The following is a 19,586-nucleotide window of genomic DNA, read 5'->3' as shown; positions in this document are numbered from 1 at the left end:
GCGGCGCCGATCTCCGATCAGAGGTCGGCTCGGAGCTCGGCGCCGAACTCGGCGAAGGCCGCGGCGAACGCGTCCTCCCAGGGGCGCAGTGGACGCAGCCCGGCGTCCTGCCAGGAACGCTGCGACAGCACCGAGTAGGCCGGGCGCGCCGCCGGACGCGGGAACTCCGCCGTGGTGATCGGCACCACCTTCGCCGGGTCCTGCCCGAGCGCGCCCACAATCGCGCGGGCGAAGCCGAACCAGGTCGTCTCCCCACCGCCGGTGCAGTGGTAGAGGCCGGGCGTGGGCTGCGCCGTGACCAGGTCGAGCAGGCCGGCGGCCAGATCGGCGGACCAGGTGGGGCTGCCGTGCTGGTCGGCGACGACGGTGAGCTGGTCACGCTCCCGGGCCAGCCGGGCGATCGTCTTGACGAAGTTGCCGCCCGTGCGCCCGTACACCCAGGCGGTGCGCACGACGTAGGACCCCGGGCAGAGCTCCAGCACCGCCTCCTCGCCGGCGAGCTTCGTCCGCCCGTACGCGCACCGGGGCCCCGGCGGATCGGTCGTCTCGTACGGCTTCGAAGCCGCGCCGTCGAACACGTAGTCGGTGGAGATGTGCACGAGGACGGCGCCGGCCTGGGCGCAGGCGGCAGCCAGGTGGGCCGGCCCGGCGGCGTTCACCGCGTAGGCGCCCTCCTCGTCCGACTCGGCGCCGTCGACGTTCGTCCAGGCGGCGGTGTTGATGACGACGAGCCCGCCCTGCACCCTGGCCGGGCGGGCCTGGTCGGCGATGACCGCGCGGACCCGGGCCGCGTCGGAGAGATCGAGCTCGGACCGGGTGAGCCCGGCCCAGGCGAGCACACGCGGGCTGTCAGCCCGGGACTCGGCGTCAAGAAGACGACACAGATCGCTACCGAGCTGTCCACCGGCACCAGTGACGAGGATGCGCACCCCGCGAGTCTGGCAGACCGATTCAAACAGCCGATGACGCGCCGTCAGCTATGTCGCCTGAGCGCGCGACGGATCCGGCGGCACCGGCGGAGGCACGGGCGCGGGCGACTACCCTGAGCGGTGATGACGCCCGAGACTCCCATGCCGGAAAAGGCCGATACGCAGGAGAACCAACCGCGGCGGGACGAACAGCCGGGGTCCGGGCGGTCGTCCGGGCGGTCGAAGGTCCCGGTCCTGGTGCTGCTCATCACCGCGCTGCATGTGGCACTTCTTGTGACCTACTCGTTCGTCTACACGACCTGGACGGGCTACGACGAGGCACAGCACGTCGACATGGTCTACGGCCTGCAGCACGGGGCCGGCTGGCCCGCCCCGGGCGAGAAGATGATCGCCACCGGCGTCGCCGCGACCTCCGACGACTTCGACCGCGGCCGGTTCCAGGACATGTTCCAGTCCGGCGGCAAGCGCCGCGGCTCACCGTCGTTCGCCGAGATCGCCCCCACCCCGCGCGGCGACCGGCTCTCCTTCGACGAGCTCGGCGGCGCCACGCCGGTCGACGACGGCCGGCTGTCGAACCAGATGATCCAGCATCCGCCGCTGGTCTACGCCATCGGCGCCGGCCTGCTGGACGTCCTGCCGGGCTCCGAGCACTGGGCCTACGACCAGCAGGTGCTCGTCCTGCGGCTGCTGAACATCCTGCTCCTCGCACCTGTGCCGCTGCTGGCCTGGGCCGCGGCGCGCAGGTTCGGGCTGCGCGGCCCGCTGGCGACCGCGGCGGCGGCGCTGCCCCTGGCGGTGCCCGGTTTCACCAGGGTCGGGGCGACCTTCAACAACGACGGCATCCTGGTCCTCGCGACCGGCGCGCTCACCGTCGTGCTGGCCGGGGTCGTGCGCGGTGACCTGCGCCGGCGCACAGCGGCCTGGGCCGGCCTCTGGTTCGGCGTGGCCATGCTGTCCAAGGCGTTCGCCTTCGTGCTCCCGTTCACGATCGTCGCCGCCTACCTGGTCGGCTGGCGTCAGGCCCGACGCGACCAGCATCCGACCGATGACCGACGCCCGTCCGGCGGCCGGGTCCGGCTGCCGGTGCTGCCCGCCGTGATCGCGGTCGGCCTGGGGGTGGCGATCGGGGGCTGGTGGTGGGTCCGCAACTACCTGCTCTACGACGCCCTCCAGCCGAACGGCTGGGCCACCGACCCGCCGCGCCGCGAGCCGCTGCTGCTGCCCGACTCGTTCTTCACCTGGTTGTGGTACTTCGTCCGGACGATGATCAGCCGCTTCTGGGGTGGCCTCGGCATGTTCGAGCCCCCGCAGCTGTCGCCGATCGCGATCGTGGCGGCGACCGTGACCGTGATCGGCCTGTCCGTCACGGCCGTGGTCACGGCGGCCCGGCGCCGCGCGCCCGTGGCGGAGGCCGTGATGGAGGACGCGCCGGCGGCCGCAACGGAAGCCGCTCCGGACGCCGCGGTGGAAGCCAGCCCGAAGGCCGCGACCACGGCCGCCCCGGAGGCGACGACCACGGCCGAGGCCACGACGGCCGGCGCTGGGCTGGGCTTGATCACCCGGGCGGCCGCTCCGCTCGTGCTGCTCGCACCTGTGTTCCTCGCGTACCTCATGGTCGGGCAGCGGAGCTGGGCCGAGTATGAGCGGTATACCCGGGGCATCGCGGTTCAGGGCCGCTACCTGTACCTCGGTCTGGTCGGGCTCGCGGTCGTCGTGGCCGCGGGGCTCGGGCGGTCACTCGGCCGGCGGGCCCGGTGGGCGCCGTCGATTGTTCTGCTCGGTGCCCTGGTGATGCAGGGGCTCGCGCTGCTCGCGGTGTGCAGCTACTACTGGCTGCCACGGGGTGTCCGTTTCGTCCCCACCCGGATTCCGGACGTCGTCTCCGCGATCGCCCGCTGGGCGCCGCTGCCCGTCGGTGTCACGATCGGCGCCTTCGTCCTGACCGGACTGCTGTGGGTCGGTGTTCTCCTTGTTTCCGTCCGAACAGCCCGGCGCGGCCCCGCCGCGACCAGCCGAGCGGACGCGGATGGGGAGACCACCGAGACCAGTCCCCAGCCCGACCAGGTGGCGTTGGCCTGACCACAGCTACAGCCACAGCGACAGCCCGAGGCCGCGGCTCGAAGAGCCGAGGGTTTTCGTCGTCCTGACGACCACGATCCTCAACACCTGTCCGGCAGCAGCACGCAGCCGTGCTCGCGGGTGCCCTCGTGGCCGAGTAGGTCGCCCGATCCCGACGGGCGGCTCCAACAAACCGACGCCGCCTTCGGTCCCACGCCTGACCACCGCGCCGACCGGTCATTCCTGACGACATCGCGTGTACTCCACCCCCCTGCGGGCATGCAACGTGATGCTACGAGTACGTTGAGTAGCTGAACGCGCCGAGGAGTCGCAGGCCGAATTCAAGGCCGATCGCCGAGCGAACGGATCGTGGCCACGTCCGGGCTCGTAGCGGCACGGACTGACATCCCACAGGCACGGTGAGCTACCGGAAGATGGCGGAGGGGGACGTGTGACCGGTGCTGGACCGCGCGCCTCGACCGGGGGACCTCCCGGTCCCGAGGCACATCATCTCCGCCTCGTGCCGCCGGTGGGCGCCCGCCGCCGACCGATCGCCGCCAGGCTCACCACCGGCCTCTGCGGCGCCCTCTCCTGCCTGATCTTCGCGTTCGTGGTGGGGGGATTCGCGCTCTACGAGCACTTCGACCGCCAGATCAACCGGCTCCGGCTGAGCCTGGAAGGCGAGCGCCCCGCCGACCCGATCGAGGGAACGACCAACTTCCTGCTCGTCGGGTCCGACAGCAGGGCCGGTACCGGAAACGAGTTCCAGGCCGACGGCGAGGTCACCGGGCAACGTTCGGACACCACGATCCTCGCCCACCTCGACGTGAACGGGACGACCACGCTGGTCTCCTTCCCACGCGACACCCTCGTCCACATCCCGGGGCACGGCCGGGACAAGCTGACCCAGGCGATCTCGATCGGCGGCCCGTCGCTGCTGATCCGCACCATCGAGCGGCTCACCGACATCCGCGTGGACCACTACGTGTCGGTCGACCTCGCGGGCTTCCGCGACATGACCAACGCGATCGGCGGGGTGACCGTCTGCGTGAAGGCCCTGCCGGACGGTTCACGGAGCAACCTGCACGACAACTGGTCGCAGTGGCGGGGCCGGGTCGGCGAGAACCACCTCGACGGCGACCAGGCACTCGCCTTCGTCCGGCAGCGCCATGGCCTGCCCGACAACGACTTCGACCGCATTCACCGCCAGCAGCAGTTCATCGGGGCGGTGTTCCGCAAGGCCACCAGCGACGGCGTGCTGACGAACCCGGCCCGGCTGGAAAGCCTGATCAGCGCGACGACGAAGTCCCTGACCATCGACGACGGGACGGACATCGACGACATCCGGCTGCTCGCGAAGCGGATGAGCGCGATGAGCTCCGACCAGATCAGGTTCGTCACGATCCCCGTACACGCGCCGACCCCCGCGGAGGGCGGGAACGCCGTCGGCGAGCTGCCCCGGTACGGATCGGTGCAGCTGTACGACCCTGCGCAGCTCAACGCGTTCCTCGCCCCGCTGCGCGGCCGGGCGCCGGCCCCGCCCGCACCGGCGCGGCCCGCCACGGCGGCACCGAAGGACGTCTCGGTCGACGTCTTCAACGCGGCCCGGATCGGTGGCCTCGCGGGCGCGGTCGGCGCGGACCTGTCGAAACTGGGCTTCCGGGTCGGCTCGCCCCGCGACTGGCCGGACGGCAGGCTCTCGACCAGCGAGGTCAGGTACGGGCCCGGGCAGGAGGCCGCCGCCCGCGCGGTCGCCGCCGTCGTGCCGGGCGCCCGCCTCGTCCGGGATGACGGTCTCGCCAGCCGGGTCTCGCTCGTGCTCGGCACGTCGTTCCAGCAGGTGCGGTCCGGGGCGGCTCCGGCGCCCGGCACCCGCGCGGTCGCCGGGATACCCGCACCCGGGTCATCCGCGTCCGCCGCGGGCTCCACGGGCTCCCCCACGACGGCCGACACCGCGACGACCGGCACCAGGACGAGCGCGCCCCTCACCGCGACGCAGCTGACCACCGGTTGTACCTACTGAGACTGCCGACAGCCTGCCGGCCGGTCTGCCGAAGGGCCCGAGAGGGCGACCCCGAAACGGTGCCCGCGCGGTGTTCGCGCGGTGTTCGCGCGGCGGACGTTCGGGGTCGGTCCCGGGAGTCGGTAGCGTTACGCTCCACGGCGGATCAGCACCGCCGGCACGCTCCGCCAGCACCGCCAACCGCCGCCACCACCACCCGCCGCCACCCGCCACCGGCACCGCCGACGACCGGATTGGAGACCGCGACCGTTGGACGTCCGGTTCGTCCCAGCTGCCTCGGTGCTCCGCACCGTCGCCCTGCCTTCCGAGGCCACGACGGAGGCCACGACGCAGGCACCCGCCGCGCCCTTCCCCGGAGTGGCCGCCGCGCTCGCCGCACGGCTGACCCGCGACCCGGGCCGACCAATGGTCACCTTCTATGACGACGCCACCGGCGAGCGGGTGGAGTTCTCCACCGCGACCTTGGACAACTGGGTCGCGAAAACCGCCAACCTGCTGGTGGACACGGTTGGCCTGGCGCCCGCGGACGCCGTCGGCATCGACCTCCCCCCGCACTGGACGAGCTGCGTGATCCTCCTGGCGGCCTGGTCGGCGGGCATGGAGGTCCAGCTCGCCGTGAGCCCGGGAGGGCCGGTCGACGAGCGCGAGGCGAGCGGGCCCGACACGGACCAACACACGGCGAACCAACACGGGGCGGGTGAACACGGAGCCGGCGCGCCACCGCGGCACCCCGGCGTCATCTTCACCAGCGAGGACCGGCTCGACATCGCGACCGCCCTCGACGTCGACGAGGTCGTCGGGCTTTCGCTACGCCCGCTCGGCGGCCGGCTGCGCAACGCGGTGCCGGGGGTGCTCGACTACGCGGTGGAGGTCCCCCCGCACGGCGACCGTTTCGGGCCGCCACCGGCGCCCGCGGAGCAGTCGCGGCTACTCGGCCTCGCCGCCGCCGTGGCACGCCGCGACGCGCTGGGCCCGGAGGATCGCATCCTCACCGTCGGGGGGCCCGCCTCCGTGGCCGGGCTGCTGGTCGCCACGCTGGTCCCGCTGGTCAGCGGCGCATCGGTGGTGTTGTGCCGCAACCTGGACGACCTTGACCCGAAGGCGCTGGCGCGCCGGGTCGGCAGTGAGCGGATCACCGCTGTCGACTGGTCGGTACCGCAGTCCCGCACCACCGACCTGCCGTCCGAGGTCCGCAGGCTCCCCGCCCCCTGGTGACCCGCGCTGCCCTGCCCCGGGTCCGCTCCCGAAGAGGCGATGGCCTGGGTCAGACGGCCGTGCCCTGCTTTCGGGCAGCGAGTGAGCTCTCGGTGATCTCCTGAAGCTCGCCGGAGTCGACGTCATAGACGAAGCCCCGCACCGACGTCGATGCCCGCAGGAACGGTGACGAACGCAGCGTTCGGATGCCCTCCAGGACATCGACGGCGACGTCGGCGAAGGCCCGGACCCGCCAGGGCGGACGGACGCCGGTCCTCCTGGCGAGGGAGTCGCTGAACCCCTCGTCGCTGATCTGTTCCATACCGCACCTGGTGTGGTGCACGAGGATGATCTCGGTGGTGCCGAGCGCGTGCTGGCTGACCGCCAGCGATCGCTCGACATCCTCGGTCACCACTCCACCGGCGTTGCGCACGATGTGCGCGTCACCCTCGGCCAGGCCGAAGAGCGCCTCGACGTTGAGACGAGCGTCCATGCAGGCCACGACGGCGACGCCGGTCGCCGGCTGGCCCGGCAGCGGGGGTCGGTCGGGGGCGCCACCACGCAGTGCGGCGAAGTCCGCCGCGCGGGCCAGCAGGGTGCGGGTCGCACCCTGAGCGGGTCCGACATCCTCGGGCACGCTCATGACCGCAGGTCACCTCCGTCGGTACGTCGCTCACGCGGCATACCGAGCCGCGGAGGGATTGCCACTGCCCCAAGCATGCAGGGCCCGGACCCCCGCCGCCACTCACTCTGCCCCGATTGGGGGCGTGTGTGTCGCCCCCGAAAAGGAACTTCGTCACACATTCAGGGCATTTCTCCCCGCGAATGCGCCCACGGAGGCGGCCGCGACTCCGACACAGATCACGCGCGCGGCGCGAGTGACGTATCGATCGGGAGGCGACCGGGAACACTGTGACAGTGAACCGTCACCCAGCGCAGCCCTGGCCGGCTCGTGCCCGCATCCGGGCCCGGGCCGCCGTTCGTCCGGTCGTCTCGGCGTGTCGGCCTCGTCGGCGCACGGGAACGGCGGAATCATGACGCGGGCATCGCGGGCGGCCCGCCCGGCACAGCGGGCCTTTCACACCCAACCGGCGTTCCACAAGCAAGGGACGCCGGTCCGTAAACGGACGCTTCGGGACCGCGACACGACCAGGACCCGCAGGCCCCGGCTCCGGGGGCGGCGATCGAGTCCGGACGAGTCGTCTGTACTCTCTCCTGGTGGTCAAAATCGATGTTCGCAAAGTCGATCGGCGCCGCCCGTGGTGAGCCATCGGATGCCACGCTCACGGATTCAGGTGCTCATCCATGAGGTGGGCAAGTTCGGCATCGTCGGGGCGATCTGCTATGCGATCGACTTCGCCGTCTCGAACCTGTGTCACACCCTTCTGGGGATGGGGCCGCTCAGCGCCAAGACCGTATCGACGGTGATCGCGGCGACCTGCGCGTACATCGGTAACCGGCAATGGTCCTTCAGCCATCGCGCGCGCACCGGAGTCCGGCGTGAGTACAGCCTCTTCGTGGTCCTGAACGCGATCGGTCTGGCGATCGCGCTGGCGTGCCTGGGCTTCGCCCGGTACGTCCTGGGCCTCGAAGGAGTGGTCGCGTTCAACCTGTTCGGCAACGTTCTCGGTACCGGGCTGGGCACGATCTTCCGCTTCTGGGCCTACAAGAAATACGTTTTCCTGCATCCCGACCACCCGAAGGTGGCGGCCCCGCCGGTCAAGGACCAGCGGATTCCCGAACCCGCCGGCCAGGCCTGACTGGTCCGCGGAAGTGGCCCGGCCCGAGGCGGATCACCGCCGGGCCGGGCCTCTTCTTGTCCCGCCTCCGCCCCGCCGGGACAGAAAGGGAACAGGTTGGTTCCGGTACCGATCAGTTCTCCTGCCGGCCGGCTGCGCTAGGCTCGCGTCACCAGCCCATGCACAGCGTGCCGAGTTCTCCACCAGAGGTGACCTGGTCACCCCGGTACAACGCACGGCCCGCTCAAGGTCCAGGAGGGTGCGCCGTGACGCGGCCGACACTCGCATCACCCAGGCCCGGCGGACGCCCCCGCGACGAGAGCAGGGACCACACCATCCGCCAGGCGGCCCTCGAACTGCTGGCGGAACACGGCTACGACGGCGTGACCATGGACCGCGTGGCCACCCGTGCCAAGGCCGGGAAGGCCACCATCTACCGGCGCTGGCCTTCCAAGATCGCGCTTGTGATGGATGCGCTCACCCAGTTCACCGAGCAGACGCTTCAGGTCGCCGAAGCCGACTCGATGCGTAAGGAACTGGTCGCCTTCCTGTCCGCCTTCGCGGACCTGGTCGGCCACGCACAGGGCCGGATCATGGCCGAGGTCGTCTCCGAGATGCCGCGCAACCCCGAGCTGCGCGCCGCGGTACGCGAACGCATGTGGAACCAGCGCATGACCACCTCGGAGGGCATCGTCAACCGCGGCATCGCCCGCGGCGAGGTCGGCGCGTCCGCCGATCCGAACATTCTTGTCGAGGTCGGCACGGCGATGATTCTGCAGCGGCTGCTCATCACCGGGGATCCCGTTGACGGGGCCTTCGTCGAACACATCGTGGACGACGTGATCCTGCCCTACGCCCGCGGCGTCTGAATCTCGCCGCGGCTCGGAGCAGACCTTGCGGCGGCTCACGCACGGCGGATCCCGGTACCCCGAATCCGGATGTCGACTGCGGGCAGTGACCGTGTCGAAACGCTGACCGGATGGTCATGTCCGAAAAGCGACCCGGACCAGCCCAATCTCCACATGACTCCTACTCTTGGGCGGGCACCAAAGTCGAACCCACACCGGCCACCCGTCAACCCACGGCGGACCGCTCCCGGACCGGGCACGACCGGGCGCCCACGAACGCCCAGCAGCTCGACGCCCGGAACCTGACCACCCATGCACGCGGCGCCGGCACGCGAGGGTCGTCCAGGCTCCATCGCACCACCACCGGACCGGTCGCACCGACCGTGGGCGGCGCGTTACAGGCACATCGCGGTACAGGCACATCAGGAGGGACGTCATGCAGCCACCGAACCCGGGTCAGCACGACCCGGACGCCGAAACCCGGCGGGCCGACAGCGGCGGTCCCGGATTCGGTGGTGGTCCCGGATACGACGACGACGCCGTGACCCAGATCGCCGGCGGCGGTTCGACACCTCCCGGCTCCTATCCGTCCGGTCGCGGCGGCTACCAGCAGCCGGGTGGCGGGGCGGCCGGCGGGCAGCAGCCACCGGCCGGCGCGGGCTACGGCCAGCAGGCGTACCCACCGACCGCCGCCTACCCGCAGACCGGTGGCGGCTACCCACAGACCGGCGGATACCAGCAGGGCAGTGGCTACCCGCAGACCGGCGGGTACCAGCAGGGCGGGTACGGCGATCAGAACCAGCAGGGCTACCCGCAGACCGGCGGATACCAGCAGGGCGGCGGCTACCAGACCGAGGCCTATCAGCAGCCCGGCTACGACCAGGCCGGCTACCAGCAGGGCGGGTATGGCCAGGCGGGCTACCCGGGATACGGCAACCAGCAGGGCGGCTACCAGACCGAGGGCTACCAGCAGCCCGGCTACGACAACTATCCCTCGGGGGGCTACCCCGGCAACCAGGGAAGCCCCGGCGGGCCCAGCCAGAACAATCGCCGCAACATCATCATTGTCGCGGTCGCGGCGGCCGTCGCGCTCGTCATCGCCATTCCGGTCGCCCTGATCGCCACGAAGGACTCCGGTAACGACGATCCGTCCGGGCCCGTGGTGGCGACGTCGCTGTCTCCTTCCGTGACGACGAGCGCCACGCCGAGCTCGTCGCCGTCACCGACGGCGACCAGGACGTCCGCCGCCCCCACCCCGACGGAATCGGCGAGTTCCGGGTCCTTCACCAGCGGGCAGTCAGCGCTGCTCGCCCAGCTGGACCGGACCGCGATGACCGACTGCGAGCCGAATCCCGAGGGCGAGGACAACGAGATCGACGCCTCGGTGGCCTGCACCGCCGCGGACAACGGCCTGCCGGTGGCCGCGTATCACTATTCGAGCACGTCGAGCCTCAACACCGACATCGACGCCCGTAAGTCACAGGTCACCGACCAGGGCGAGTGCGCGAGCGGTGATCCCGACATCTTCACCTGGAACGTCGGTGACGGCCCGGTCCAGGGAACGGCGATCTGCTTCTACCACCAGAACAACTTCGTCATCTTCTGGAGCTACGACGACGATCTGGTTTCCTTCCTGACTGTGACCGACGGCAACCCGACCTCGCTGCACGAGTGGTGGCGCACGTTCGACCCCATCTAGTCGACGGGTCCACACCGTTCCAGCCCTGTCTCGGCTGGCGGGAATCGACGCGGAACCGTGGGTGGGGGACGTCCGAGCGCAACATCGGACGCCCTCCGCCCACACGGTCGCGGCCGGTTTCCGCACCCGCCGTCGCATCAACAACCCACGATTCACGCCGATACCTGACAGTCGGTGGAGCATGTGCGCCTAGGCTGACTACGCACACCGTCGTCGGCAGATATCCCGTATCCCGGTTACCCCGGGCGGGAAGCGCCGTTCGTCCCACATCCGACGTCGCCGGCACACCCGGCGTCACTGTCCGTCCCGGCTTCACCACTTCCGGCCAGATCCCCTCCCAGGAGGAATCGTGCCCAGCCAGAGCCCCGGCGATGGCGCGTCGCCCGCCTTCGAGCCGCCTGCCCCGTACGGCCCGCCGCAGCCGGGTGGCCCGCGCTCGGACAGCCAGTGGTCAGACAGCGAGCAGCCGGTTGGCCATGAGCCGGTCCCGACGCCGGACGACGACGTAACGGATGACGACGCGGACGAGGCGGGCAGCACCCAGGTCCTGCGGCCTTCCGACCTGGGTGCCGGCGGTTTCCTGCTTCCCGGAACACATCCGGGTGGGCCCGCCGCGTCAGGCGGCCTCCCGGGGCTGTACGCGCAGCCGACGGCCCCGACGCCCGCTCCCCCACCGATCAGCCCGCTACCGCTACCTCTCCCGCCCGCGCCGCGTTTCGACACGCCCGGGCCGGAGGTGGCGGCTGTGCTGCCCGACGAGGACGCCACCTACCGGTTGGCCCCGCCGGGACCGGCACCGGCGGCCCACCGGCCGGCCCAGCCTCCGCAGCCGGTCAGCCCGCCGGACGACACGGATCAGTTCACCGTGACCGGTCCGTCGGGACCGGCCGACGGCACCTTCGGCACCCCGCCGTGGCAGGCCTGGCGAAGCGGCCCCGCGCAGCCGCCCCAACCAGCTCAGCCAGCCCAGCCGCCCCAGTCGCCGCAGGGACCCCAGCCGCAGCGGCACGGCGGCACGGCACCGCCACCGCTGACCGGGCCGCATCCACTGCCCCCGCCACCCGGCGAGTCGTTCACCGTGCGACGTCCGTCGCAGGAAGCCCCTGAACAGGTCACCGGCGGGCCGGCCTGGCCGACGCCGTCGAGGTATCCGGCCACGCCCACACCCACGGGTGGCGGCCTGAACCCGCCGATCCCACCCAGGATCACCACGCCTGGTGGCCCTCTTGGTGGTCTCGGCCTTGACGGCCCGACCGGGTCGGACGGTAGCGGCTGGGGCGGTGGCAACTGGGGTGATGGAGGCTGGAATCGCGGTGGCCCCGCTGGCGACATGCCCGGGCGATCCTCACAGCTGCCCGGGCCGGGCCTGGGCGCGGGCGACGCGCCCGAGCCGCCGACACGCCGGGGCCGCACCCTGGCCGTGATCGGCGCGCTGGCCGCGGTCGTCGTGATCGTGGCCACGATCGGCATCGTCGTTACCACGCGGTCCGACGACAGCGCCGAGACGACCCCCGCGGCCACGGCACCTGCGAACGATCTGGCCGCGCCCGCCCCGAACAGCTCCGCCGGTGCCGGCACCCAGCAGAACCCGGCGTCCACGGCCGCAAGCCCCGAGGAGGCCCTGCGCTCGCTGCTCAACCCGGTCACGATGACCAGTTGCGCGGCCCCGGCCAGCAGCGACAGCGCCTACGCCGACGCCACGCTGCAGTGCGTCGGCGCCGAGGGTGTCGAAGTCCTCGCGTACCACTTCCCGGACCCGTCCGCCCTCGACCGCCAGATCGGTGCGCGCGCGACCTACTACGCCGACGCCGGCAACTGCGACGAAGGCCAGGAAAGCGTCGAGGAATGGACCTCTCCGCAGGAACCGGGCGGCGGGGCACGCCTCTGTTACAAGTACGCCGACCGCTTCGTCACGTTCTGGAGCGTCGACCGTTCACTGGTTGCCTTCTCCGCCTCGGATCTGGACCCCGCACGCCTGGTCACGTGGTGGCACAGATTCGATCCCATCCGCCGCTGACGGGAGGCAGCTGTGGCCCGAGTGACGTCGATCCGCACGCTGGTCCCAGCAGTCCTGGCCGTCGCGGCCCTGGCCTGCGCGGGTGTGCTGATCGCACTGGCCGCCCTCGACAGCGGGTCGTCCGACCCCGCGACCGGGCAATCCACGCCGTCAGGTGCCGCACCGAGCCCGGCGGCGTCGCCGGCGGCAACCGGGAACCCGGGGCCTGACGATGACGGGGCGCTGAACGAGGCCGAACGCGAACTCGCCGCCAGGCTCTCCTCCTTCGAGCTGACCGACTGCGTGTCGGCCACGGCGGAGGTGACCAACTCGTCGGCCGCCCGAGGCCCGACCAGCAGCGCGGCAACCGGCGTCGTGGCGGCACTGCGCTGCGTTCCCGGCATCGCCGGGAGCGGCCGACCACCCGCGGAGGTGATCGTGCTCGGCTACGCCGACAGCCCCGCGATGGCCGCCGACGCGGCCCGGCGGTCCACCGCGACCGTGGATGTCGGTTCCTGTGAGGCGGGCCAGACGAGCAGCGAGGCCTACCTGCTGCCGTCCCGGCGGTCGGGAACGTTCGTCTGTGAGGCCGCGGCGGGCCGCTTCACCGCCTACTGGACGATCGACCGCGAGCGGGTCGGCTTCATCGCCGCGGCCGACGACCCGACCGGCCTGATCACCTGGTGGCGCACGTTCGACCCGCTCTGACGTCCTTCCCCGGCGACTCCTTCAGCCGCCGGAACGTTCAGCCGCCGGAACGGCGGCGGAGATCGGCCGCGTCGGCGAGCTCGCGCAACGTGGCGTACACCTCCTCGACCCGCGGGACGTGGGTGAGGATGATCGGCCCTCGCTGGCCGGCGCTCTCGATCGACAGTGTTCCGGCGCCCACCAGCCGGTCGGGCAACGACTGGTCCCAGGAGACGTTGCTGAGCCAGACGAGCGGGATGTCGCGGCCGGTGTGGTTCACGACGCCCTCGCGGATGATCAGCCGCTCGGTGGTGAACACGAAGTGCGTCGTGATCCAGCGCAGCCAGGGCGCCACGCCGAAGTACCCGATGGCGGCCAGCCCCAGTGCCAGGACGAGGTACTGGAGCGCCTCCCTCGCGAAGTTGTCAGGCACGAAGAAGACCCCGAGGGTCATCAGCGCGAGCGCGGTGACGACGGAGAGCACGGGCACCACCAGGCTGCCCCAGTGCGGATGCAGGTGGAGAACCACCTCTTCGTCGTCGGTCAGAACGTCGTCCGGAAACGCCACCGCCAGATCTTCGCATCCCGGACAGGCCTGTCCCAGCAGTGCTCGCTCAGCACCCGGGCAACTTCGCGCAGCGCCCAGTCAACTTCGCGCGGTCCCCGGTCAACTTCGCGCGGCGCCCGGTCAACGCAGATGGATCACGTCGGCGGCGCTGAACGCGCGACCGTCGACCACAAGCCGGCCGAACTCGTCCACGTCGGTGGCCGTCCCCCGGACGGACGTCCCGTCGGGAAGCTCGACCCGCACGAGGCGGCCAAGGGTCGTGCAGACCTCCCGGTACTCACCGCGGGCCTCGTCGGGCGCCTGCTCCCACCGGGAGATCGTGCCGACCAGGTCGGTGAGGAGCGCGGTGAGGAGCCGCCCGCGGTCCAGCAGGGCCGGCTCGACATCCCGCAGCAGCAGGCTGGTCGAGCGTTCCGGCAGCTCGTCGGCCAGCGCGGTCACGTTCAGCCCGAAGCCGATGACGGCCGCCGGGGGGACCCCGGGGCCGGGTGCGAGCTCCACCAGGATCCCGCCGAGCTTCTCGCCGTCCACCTGCAGGTCGTTCGGCCATTTGAGCACCGCCGGCAGCCGCGCGTACGAGCGCAGAGTCCGCACCAGTGACGTGCCGACGACCAGCGGCAGCCAGCCCAGCCAGCGGGTGGCGACGGACGGGCGGACGAGCACGGACACCATGAGCCCGGCGCCGACCGCAGACTGCCACGACCGGTCCATGCGCCCCCGCCCGGCGCTCTGCCGCTCGGCGACGAGGACGACCACCGGATCACTGGCCAGCTCACCGACCGGGTCGCTGGCCGGGACGCCGCCTGGCGGGATCACTGCGGCTCCTCGGTCCGTCCGCACCGGCAGCCCCGTCGAGCCCCGGACCCCGCGGGCGAGGCGGACGAGCTCCGCGTTCGTCGAGTCGATCTCGTCGACCACGGCCAGGACGACGCCGAGCCGCGCGAGCGGCGGCGCGAGCGCCCCGGCGCCCAGCGGGCGGCGCAGCCCCGCGAGCTCCGGCTGGCGCCCGGGCGCGGAAGCGGTCACAAGCCCGTCATCAGGCCCGCGACCTGCGGCGCAGGCTCCGGAGGAGGGATCAAACGAGGGTGTTGGTCGTCCATCTGAGTCGATCGGCACAGCGGGCACGGGACTACCTTCCCAGAGGCCAAGTGAGACGGTCTCCACATCAATCGAGCGCGTGGGCCACCGCCCGCCGTACGCTTCGCTCTATGGCTCTCCCGGCTTCCGCGCACGAACCCACGCCCGAACCGCACAGCACCGCCGGCCGGCTTGCTCGATTGCAGGCCGTGACCGAAGAGGCTGTCCATGCCGGTTCGCAGCGGTCGGTGGACGCGCAGCACGCCAAGGGCAAGATGACGGCGCGGGAGCGGATCGAGGCGTTCCTCGACCCGGGTTCCTTCGTCGAGACGGATGCCTTCGCCCGGCACCGGTCGCACGACTTCGGGCTGGACCGCAACCGCCCGTACGGCGACGGCGTCGTGACCGGCTACGGGACGGTGGACGGCCGCCAGGTCTGCGTGTTCAGCCAGGACTTCACCGTCTTCGGCGGGAGCCTGGGCGAGGTCTTCGGCGAGAAGATCGTCAAGATCATGGACCTCGCGCTGCGGACCGGGGTGCCGGTCGTCGGGATCAACGACTCCGGCGGCGCGCGCATCCAGGAGGGCGTCGTCTCGCTCGGCCTGTACGGCGAGATCTTCTACCGCAACGTGATGGCCTCGGGTGTCGTCCCGCAGCTTTCACTGATCATGGGGCCGTGCGCCGGGGGCGCGGTGTACTCGCCCGCGATCACCGACTTCACCCTGATGGTCGACCAGACCAGCCACATGTTCATCACCGGCCCCGACGTGATCAAAGAGGTCACCGGTGAGGACGTCGGCATGGAGGAGCTGGGCGGAGCGCACACGCACAACTCGCGCAGCGGCGTCGCCCATTTCCAGGCCGCCGACGAGAACGACTGCCTGGAGCTGGCCCGGGCGCTGCTGTCCTACCTGCCCTCGAACAACATGGACGAGGTGCCCGCCTACGCCGAGGTGGCCGATGTCGAGGCGGAGGTGGACACCGAGCTCGACACCTTCATTCCGGACTCGCCGAACACCCCGTACGACATGCACCACGTGATCGAGCGGGTTCTGGACGAGGAGGACTTCCTCGAGGTCCACGCCCAGTTCGCACCGAACATGATTGTCGGCTTCGGTCGGATCGACGGCCGCTCGGTCGGTGTCGTCGCCAACCAGCCGATGCAGTTCGCCGGCACCCTGGACATCGACGCCAGCGAGAAGGCCGCACGCTTCGTGCGTACCTGCGACGCGTTCAACATCCCGGTACTGACGTTCGTGGACGTCCCCGGATTCCTGCCGGGTACCTCGCAGGAATGGAACGGCATTATCCGGCGCGGCGCCAAGCTCATCTACGCCTATGCGGAGGCGACGGTTCCCAAGGTCACCGTCATCACCCGGAAGGCCTACGGCGGCGCGTACGACGTCATGGGTTCCAAGCACCTGCGCGCCGACATCAACCTCGCCTGGCCGACCGCGGAGATCGCGGTCATGGGCGCCCGCGGCGCCGTGAACATCATCTACCGCCGCGAGCTCGCGGGCTCGGAGGCACCCGACGAGCGCCGGGCCGAACTGATCGATGACTACAACGAGCACTTCGCGACGCCGTACATCGCGGCGGAGCGCGGCTACCTCGACGCGGTCATCCAGCCCTCGGTCACGCGACGCGAGGTCATCCGGGCACTGCGCCTGCTGCGCACCAAGCGCGCGACGCTGCCGCCGAAGAAGCACGGCAACATTCCGCTGTAGCGGCCGTCCGGTCCGCGGGGGCCGGGAGGCATGCGCAGCAGCGAGGCAGACAGCGCGGGACCGAAGCGGGACCACGGACGAAGTACCGAGGAGGGCGGCCGGTGGCAGACAGACCCGAAGAGCCTGCGGGCCGGGCGCACCTGCGGCTGGTCCGCGGCGACGCCTCGCCGGAGGAGATCGCGGCGCTCGTGGCCGTGCTGGCCGCGCGGGCCGCGTCGGGCCCGCCGGTGGTTCGGGCCAGATCCACCTGGGCCGACCCGGCGCTGGCCATGCGTGGCAGGCTGACCGCCGGCCCGGGAGCATGGAGCCGGTCGGCCCGCACGGCCGGCCAGCGCTTCCCGGCAGGTAGTTGACAAATCGGTTATGTGAGAACAACCGGCGCGCGGACCGGCGGTGGGCTAATTTGTTTCACCGCTGCCGGCAAAGAAGGAACACGGTACGGCCCGACTCGCCTAGACTCAGGCCGGACGAGACGGGAGGAATGTGCGTAAGATCCTCATCGCCAACCGGGGCGAAATTGCCGTCCGGGTGGCGCGGGCCTGCCGCGACGCGGGTTATTCCAGCGTCGCCGTGTATGCGGAGCCCGACATTGATGCCATGCATGTTCGGGTCGCCGACGAGGCCTACGCGCTGGGTGGGTCGACCCCCGGTGACTCGTACCTGAGAATCGACAAGATTCTGCAGGCCTGCGCCAGCTCCGGCGCGGACGCGGTGCACCCCGGCTACGGTTTCCTCTCCGAGAACGCGGATTTCGCCGAGGCCGTGATCTCCGCGGGTCTGACCTGGATCGGCCCGCCGCCGGAGGCCATCCGCCGGCTCGGTGACAAGACCGCCGCCCGGCACATCGCACTCGCCGTCGGCGCCCCGCTCGCCCCGGGCACCGCCGATCCGGTGGCCGGTGTGGACGAGGTCGTCGCCTTCGCGAACGAGCACGGCCTGCCCGTCGCCATCAAGGCGGCGTTCGGCGGTGGTGGCCGCGGTCTCAAGGTCGCATGGACCGCCGAGGAACTGCCCGAGCTGTTCGAGAGCGCCGTGCGCGAGGCGGTCGCCGCCTTCGGCCGCGGCGAATGCTTCGTCGAGCGCTACCTGGACCAGCCGCGCCATGTCGAGACGCAGGTGCTCGCCGACACCCACGGCAACGTCGTCGTCGTCGGCACCCGCGACTGCTCGCTGCAGCGCCGCTACCAGAAGCTCGTCGAGGAGGCGCCCGCGCCGTTCCTCACCGAGGCCCAGAACACCGAGCTCTACGAGGCGTCCAAGAAAATCGTGCGCGAGGCCGGCTACGTCGGCGCGGGCACCGTGGAGTTCCTCGTCGCCAAGGACGGGATGATCAGCTTCCTGGAGGTCAACACGCGCCTCCAGGTCGAGCACCCGGTGACGGAGGAGACCTCCGGCGTCGACCTGGTCCGCGCCCAGTTCCGCATCGCCGAGGGCGAGGCTCTCGACCCGGTCGACCCCACCCCGCGTGGGCACTCGATCGAGTTCCGCATCAACGGCGAGGACCCCGGCCGCAACTTCCTCCCGGCCCCGGGCACCGTCACCACGTTCACCGCCCCGGCCGGCCCCGGTGTGCGGCTGGACACCGGTGTCGAGAGCGGCAGCGTGATCGGCGGGGCGTTCGACTCCCTGCTCGCCAAGCTCATCATCACCGGCGCGAGCCGGCAGGAGGCCCTGGAGCGCGCCCGCCGCGCCCTCGACGAGATGGTCGTCGACGGCATGGCCACCGCGCTGCCGTTCCACCGCGCGGTGGTCCGTGACCTGGCGTTCGCCCCGGAAGCCGCGGACGAGCCGTTCCGGGTGCACAACCGCTGGATCGAGACCGAGTTCGACAACACGATCCCGCCCTTCACCGGTGGCACCGATGCGGACACCGCCACCGATCCGCGGGAGACCGTGGTCGTCGAGGTCGGCGGCAAGCGTCTCGAGGTCGTGCTGCCCGCCGGTTTCGGCGCGGGCGGTGGCGGTGGCGCGGCCGCGGCGGGTGCCGCGCCGAAGCGCCGGTCCGCTGGCAAGGCTGCCTCCAAGGTCACCGGCGATGCCCTGACGAGCCCGATGCAGGGCACCATCGTCAAGGTCGCGGTCAGCGACGGTGACACCGTCGAGGCCGGCGATCTGATCGTCGTGCTCGAGGCGATGAAGATGGAGCAGCCCATCAACGCCCACCGCGCGGGAACCGTCGGCGGGCTCACGGCAGCGGTCGGGGCTGTCGTGACCAGTGGCGCCGTTCTCTGCGAGATCAAGGACTGATTCGTCCGACGGGCACCTGCGGCGGCGTTTCCTCCACCACGGACGGGAGCGCCGCCGCTGCCGTTGCGGGGCGCCGCGCAGGTGCGCGCGGACACGGGCGAGCCTGGCGGCAGGAGGCGTGGGCGGGCCTGGCGGCGTGGGCGGGCCTGGTGGCAGGAGATGGCGAACGGCACGCGACACCCGCCGATTCGTGGACGGCACGCCGCGCTGGGGCGGTCCTGGCGTCCGTAGGCTCTAGCAATGGACGGTCAGGCCCAGCATCCCGATACCGACGCGGAACCCGCCCAGGCGGTTCCAGCCGAGGCGGTTCCGGCCGAGGCTGACTCGACCTCGACCTCAGCCGCGGCCTCGACCGACTCACCGGTAATCGACGCCGACTCGACCTCAGGCTCGGCGGCCGGCTCGGCTGCGGCTGCGGCCACCGGGCAGGAGACTCCTGCGGGCGGCGGCATCCGGCCGCGGGAAAGCCCGCCGCTCGGCGGCAGAATGCACTACCTGCTCGGCGGCACGCTCCCGCCGCGGTACAACGACTGGGTCTCGCACGACCTCACCGGGTCGGGGTGGCGGCTACGCCAGGCGCTGCGGCCCTTCGTCCTCATGCTCCCCTTCGCGGTGGTGTTCGCCCTGCTGCCCGGCCAGCTCAGCGTCCGGATCACCATCGTCGTGTTCCTGCTGCTCTCCGGCATCGGGCTGGGTCTCGCCACCAGCGGCTACTTTCGCAACCGGAGGCTGGAGCAGCATGGTTTCCCTCCCATCTTTCCTCCCACGGAGTGATGGGCGCTCCGACCTGCCGC

General features: G+C 71.5%; 16 protein-coding genes. 12 read left to right on the top strand and 4 right to left on the bottom strand.

Features of this window, described 5'->3' with window-relative positions:
- Positions 1 to 17: 17 nt before the first annotated feature.
- On the bottom strand, positions 18 to 929 hold the full coding sequence (gene rfbD, locus AWX74_RS04880) for a dTDP-4-dehydrorhamnose reductase (protein WP_091271915.1): 912 nt from the start codon (positions 927 to 929) through the stop codon (positions 18 to 20).
- A gap of 123 nt (positions 930 to 1,052) precedes the next feature.
- Here rfbD and AWX74_RS04875 point away from each other — a divergent pair, with 123 nt between their 5' ends.
- The 3 genes from AWX74_RS04875 (at position 1,053) to AWX74_RS04865 (ending at position 6,225) form a co-directional block, all read left to right on the top strand.
- Positions 1,053 to 3,008 (top strand): glycosyltransferase family 39 protein, encoded by a 1,956-nt coding sequence (locus AWX74_RS04875; RefSeq protein ID WP_091271913.1) that lies wholly within the window; start codon positions 1,053 to 1,055, stop codon positions 3,006 to 3,008.
- Between the two features lie 430 nt (positions 3,009 to 3,438).
- Positions 3,439 to 5,010, top strand: a complete 1,572-nt coding sequence (locus AWX74_RS04870; RefSeq protein WP_091271911.1) for an LCP family protein — start codon at positions 3,439 to 3,441, stop codon at positions 5,008 to 5,010.
- Positions 5,011 to 5,259: 249 nt separating this feature from the next.
- The gene (locus AWX74_RS04865) at positions 5,260 to 6,225 is read left to right on the top strand and encodes a TIGR03089 family protein (protein WP_091271908.1); all 966 of its coding nucleotides are present in this window, start codon (positions 5,260 to 5,262) and stop codon (positions 6,223 to 6,225) included.
- 49 nt (positions 6,226 to 6,274) lie between these two features.
- On the opposite strand, the gene AWX74_RS04860 is transcribed toward AWX74_RS04865, so the two are convergent.
- Positions 6,275 to 6,847 carry a beta-class carbonic anhydrase gene (locus AWX74_RS04860; RefSeq protein ID WP_054570550.1) on the bottom strand — a complete coding sequence of 191 codons (573 nt, stop codon included), beginning with the start codon at positions 6,845 to 6,847 and terminating at the stop codon, positions 6,275 to 6,277.
- 631 nt (positions 6,848 to 7,478) lie between these two features.
- Here AWX74_RS04860 and AWX74_RS04855 point away from each other — a divergent pair.
- The 5 genes from AWX74_RS04855 (at position 7,479) to AWX74_RS04835 (ending at position 13,194) form a co-directional block, all read left to right on the top strand.
- Positions 7,479 to 7,964, top strand: a complete 486-nt coding sequence (locus AWX74_RS04855) for a GtrA family protein (RefSeq protein WP_006538377.1) — start codon at positions 7,479 to 7,481, stop codon at positions 7,962 to 7,964.
- Positions 7,965 to 8,209: 245 nt separating this feature from the next.
- Positions 8,210 to 8,812, top strand: a complete 603-nt coding sequence (locus AWX74_RS04850) for a TetR/AcrR family transcriptional regulator (RefSeq protein ID WP_091271903.1) — start codon at positions 8,210 to 8,212, stop codon at positions 8,810 to 8,812.
- 415 nt (positions 8,813 to 9,227) lie between these two features.
- A complete protein-coding gene (locus AWX74_RS04845; RefSeq protein WP_091271899.1) occupies positions 9,228 to 10,490 on the top strand; it encodes a hypothetical protein in 1,263 nt (420 codons plus the stop codon).
- 349 nt (positions 10,491 to 10,839) lie between these two features.
- Positions 10,840 to 12,507 (top strand): hypothetical protein, encoded by a 1,668-nt coding sequence (locus tag AWX74_RS04840; protein ID WP_091271896.1) that lies wholly within the window; start codon positions 10,840 to 10,842, stop codon positions 12,505 to 12,507.
- A 12-nt stretch (positions 12,508 to 12,519) separates the two neighbouring features.
- Positions 12,520 to 13,194, top strand: coding sequence for a hypothetical protein (locus AWX74_RS04835; protein ID WP_091271893.1), 675 nt, complete (start codon positions 12,520 to 12,522; stop codon positions 13,192 to 13,194).
- A 37-nt stretch (positions 13,195 to 13,231) separates the two neighbouring features.
- Here the strand turns inward: AWX74_RS04835 and AWX74_RS04830 are convergent, their stop codons facing one another.
- Positions 13,232 to 13,741, bottom strand: coding sequence for a PH domain-containing protein (locus AWX74_RS04830; RefSeq protein ID WP_091271891.1), 510 nt, complete (start codon positions 13,739 to 13,741; stop codon positions 13,232 to 13,234).
- Between the two features lie 120 nt (positions 13,742 to 13,861).
- Positions 13,862 to 14,767 carry a biotin--[acetyl-CoA-carboxylase] ligase gene (locus AWX74_RS04825; RefSeq protein WP_242666071.1) on the bottom strand — a complete coding sequence of 302 codons (906 nt, stop codon included), beginning with the start codon at positions 14,765 to 14,767 and terminating at the stop codon, positions 13,862 to 13,864.
- A 182-nt stretch (positions 14,768 to 14,949) separates the two neighbouring features.
- Between AWX74_RS04825 and AWX74_RS04820 the strand changes: the two genes are divergently transcribed.
- The 4 genes from AWX74_RS04820 to AWX74_RS04805 all read left to right on the top strand — a co-directional run bounded on the left by AWX74_RS04820 (position 14,950) and on the right by AWX74_RS04805 (position 19,566).
- Positions 14,950 to 16,545 carry an acyl-CoA carboxylase subunit beta gene (locus AWX74_RS04820; protein WP_091271887.1) on the top strand — a complete coding sequence of 532 codons (1,596 nt, stop codon included), beginning with the start codon at positions 14,950 to 14,952 and terminating at the stop codon, positions 16,543 to 16,545.
- A gap of 101 nt (positions 16,546 to 16,646) precedes the next feature.
- Positions 16,647 to 16,898: an acyl-CoA carboxylase epsilon subunit gene (locus tag AWX74_RS04815; protein WP_091271885.1), complete on the top strand. Its 252-nt coding sequence runs from the start codon at positions 16,647 to 16,649 to the stop codon at positions 16,896 to 16,898.
- Between the two features lie 130 nt (positions 16,899 to 17,028).
- A complete protein-coding gene (locus AWX74_RS04810; protein WP_091271882.1) occupies positions 17,029 to 18,792 on the top strand; it encodes an acetyl/propionyl/methylcrotonyl-CoA carboxylase subunit alpha in 1,764 nt (587 codons plus the stop codon).
- A gap of 240 nt (positions 18,793 to 19,032) precedes the next feature.
- Complete coding sequence (locus AWX74_RS04805) at positions 19,033 to 19,566, top strand: DUF5313 family protein (protein ID WP_091271880.1); 534 nt, start codon at positions 19,033 to 19,035, stop codon at positions 19,564 to 19,566.
- Positions 19,567 to 19,586 lie beyond the last annotated feature (20 nt).

The organism is Parafrankia irregularis, from assembly GCF_001536285.1.
Taxonomy (GTDB): Bacteria; Actinomycetota; Actinomycetes; order Frankiales; family Frankiaceae; genus Parafrankia; species Parafrankia irregularis.
The sequence above is the reverse complement of the archived record's forward strand: the minus strand, read 5'-3'. Positions and strand labels throughout refer to the sequence as shown.

What these genes read in the sequence shown, in the direction of transcription:
- AWX74_RS04845 (WP_091271899.1), top strand. Translation starts at nt 9,228, where the DNA reads ATGCAGCCACCGAACCCGGGTCAGCACGACCCGGACGCCGAAACCCGG.
- AWX74_RS04805 (WP_091271880.1), top strand. Translation starts at nt 19,033, where the DNA reads ATGGACGGTCAGGCCCAGCATCCCGATACCGACGCGGAACCCGCCCAG.
- AWX74_RS04820 (WP_091271887.1), top strand. Translation starts at nt 14,950, where the DNA reads ATGGCTCTCCCGGCTTCCGCGCACGAACCCACGCCCGAACCGCACAGC.
- AWX74_RS04855 (WP_006538377.1), top strand. Translation starts at nt 7,479, where the DNA reads ATGCCACGCTCACGGATTCAGGTGCTCATCCATGAGGTGGGCAAGTTC.
- AWX74_RS04875 (WP_091271913.1), top strand. Translation starts at nt 1,053, where the DNA reads ATGACGCCCGAGACTCCCATGCCGGAAAAGGCCGATACGCAGGAGAAC.
- AWX74_RS04860 (WP_054570550.1), bottom strand. Translation starts at nt 6,847, where the DNA reads ATGAGCGTGCCCGAGGATGTCGGACCCGCTCAGGGTGCGACCCGCACC.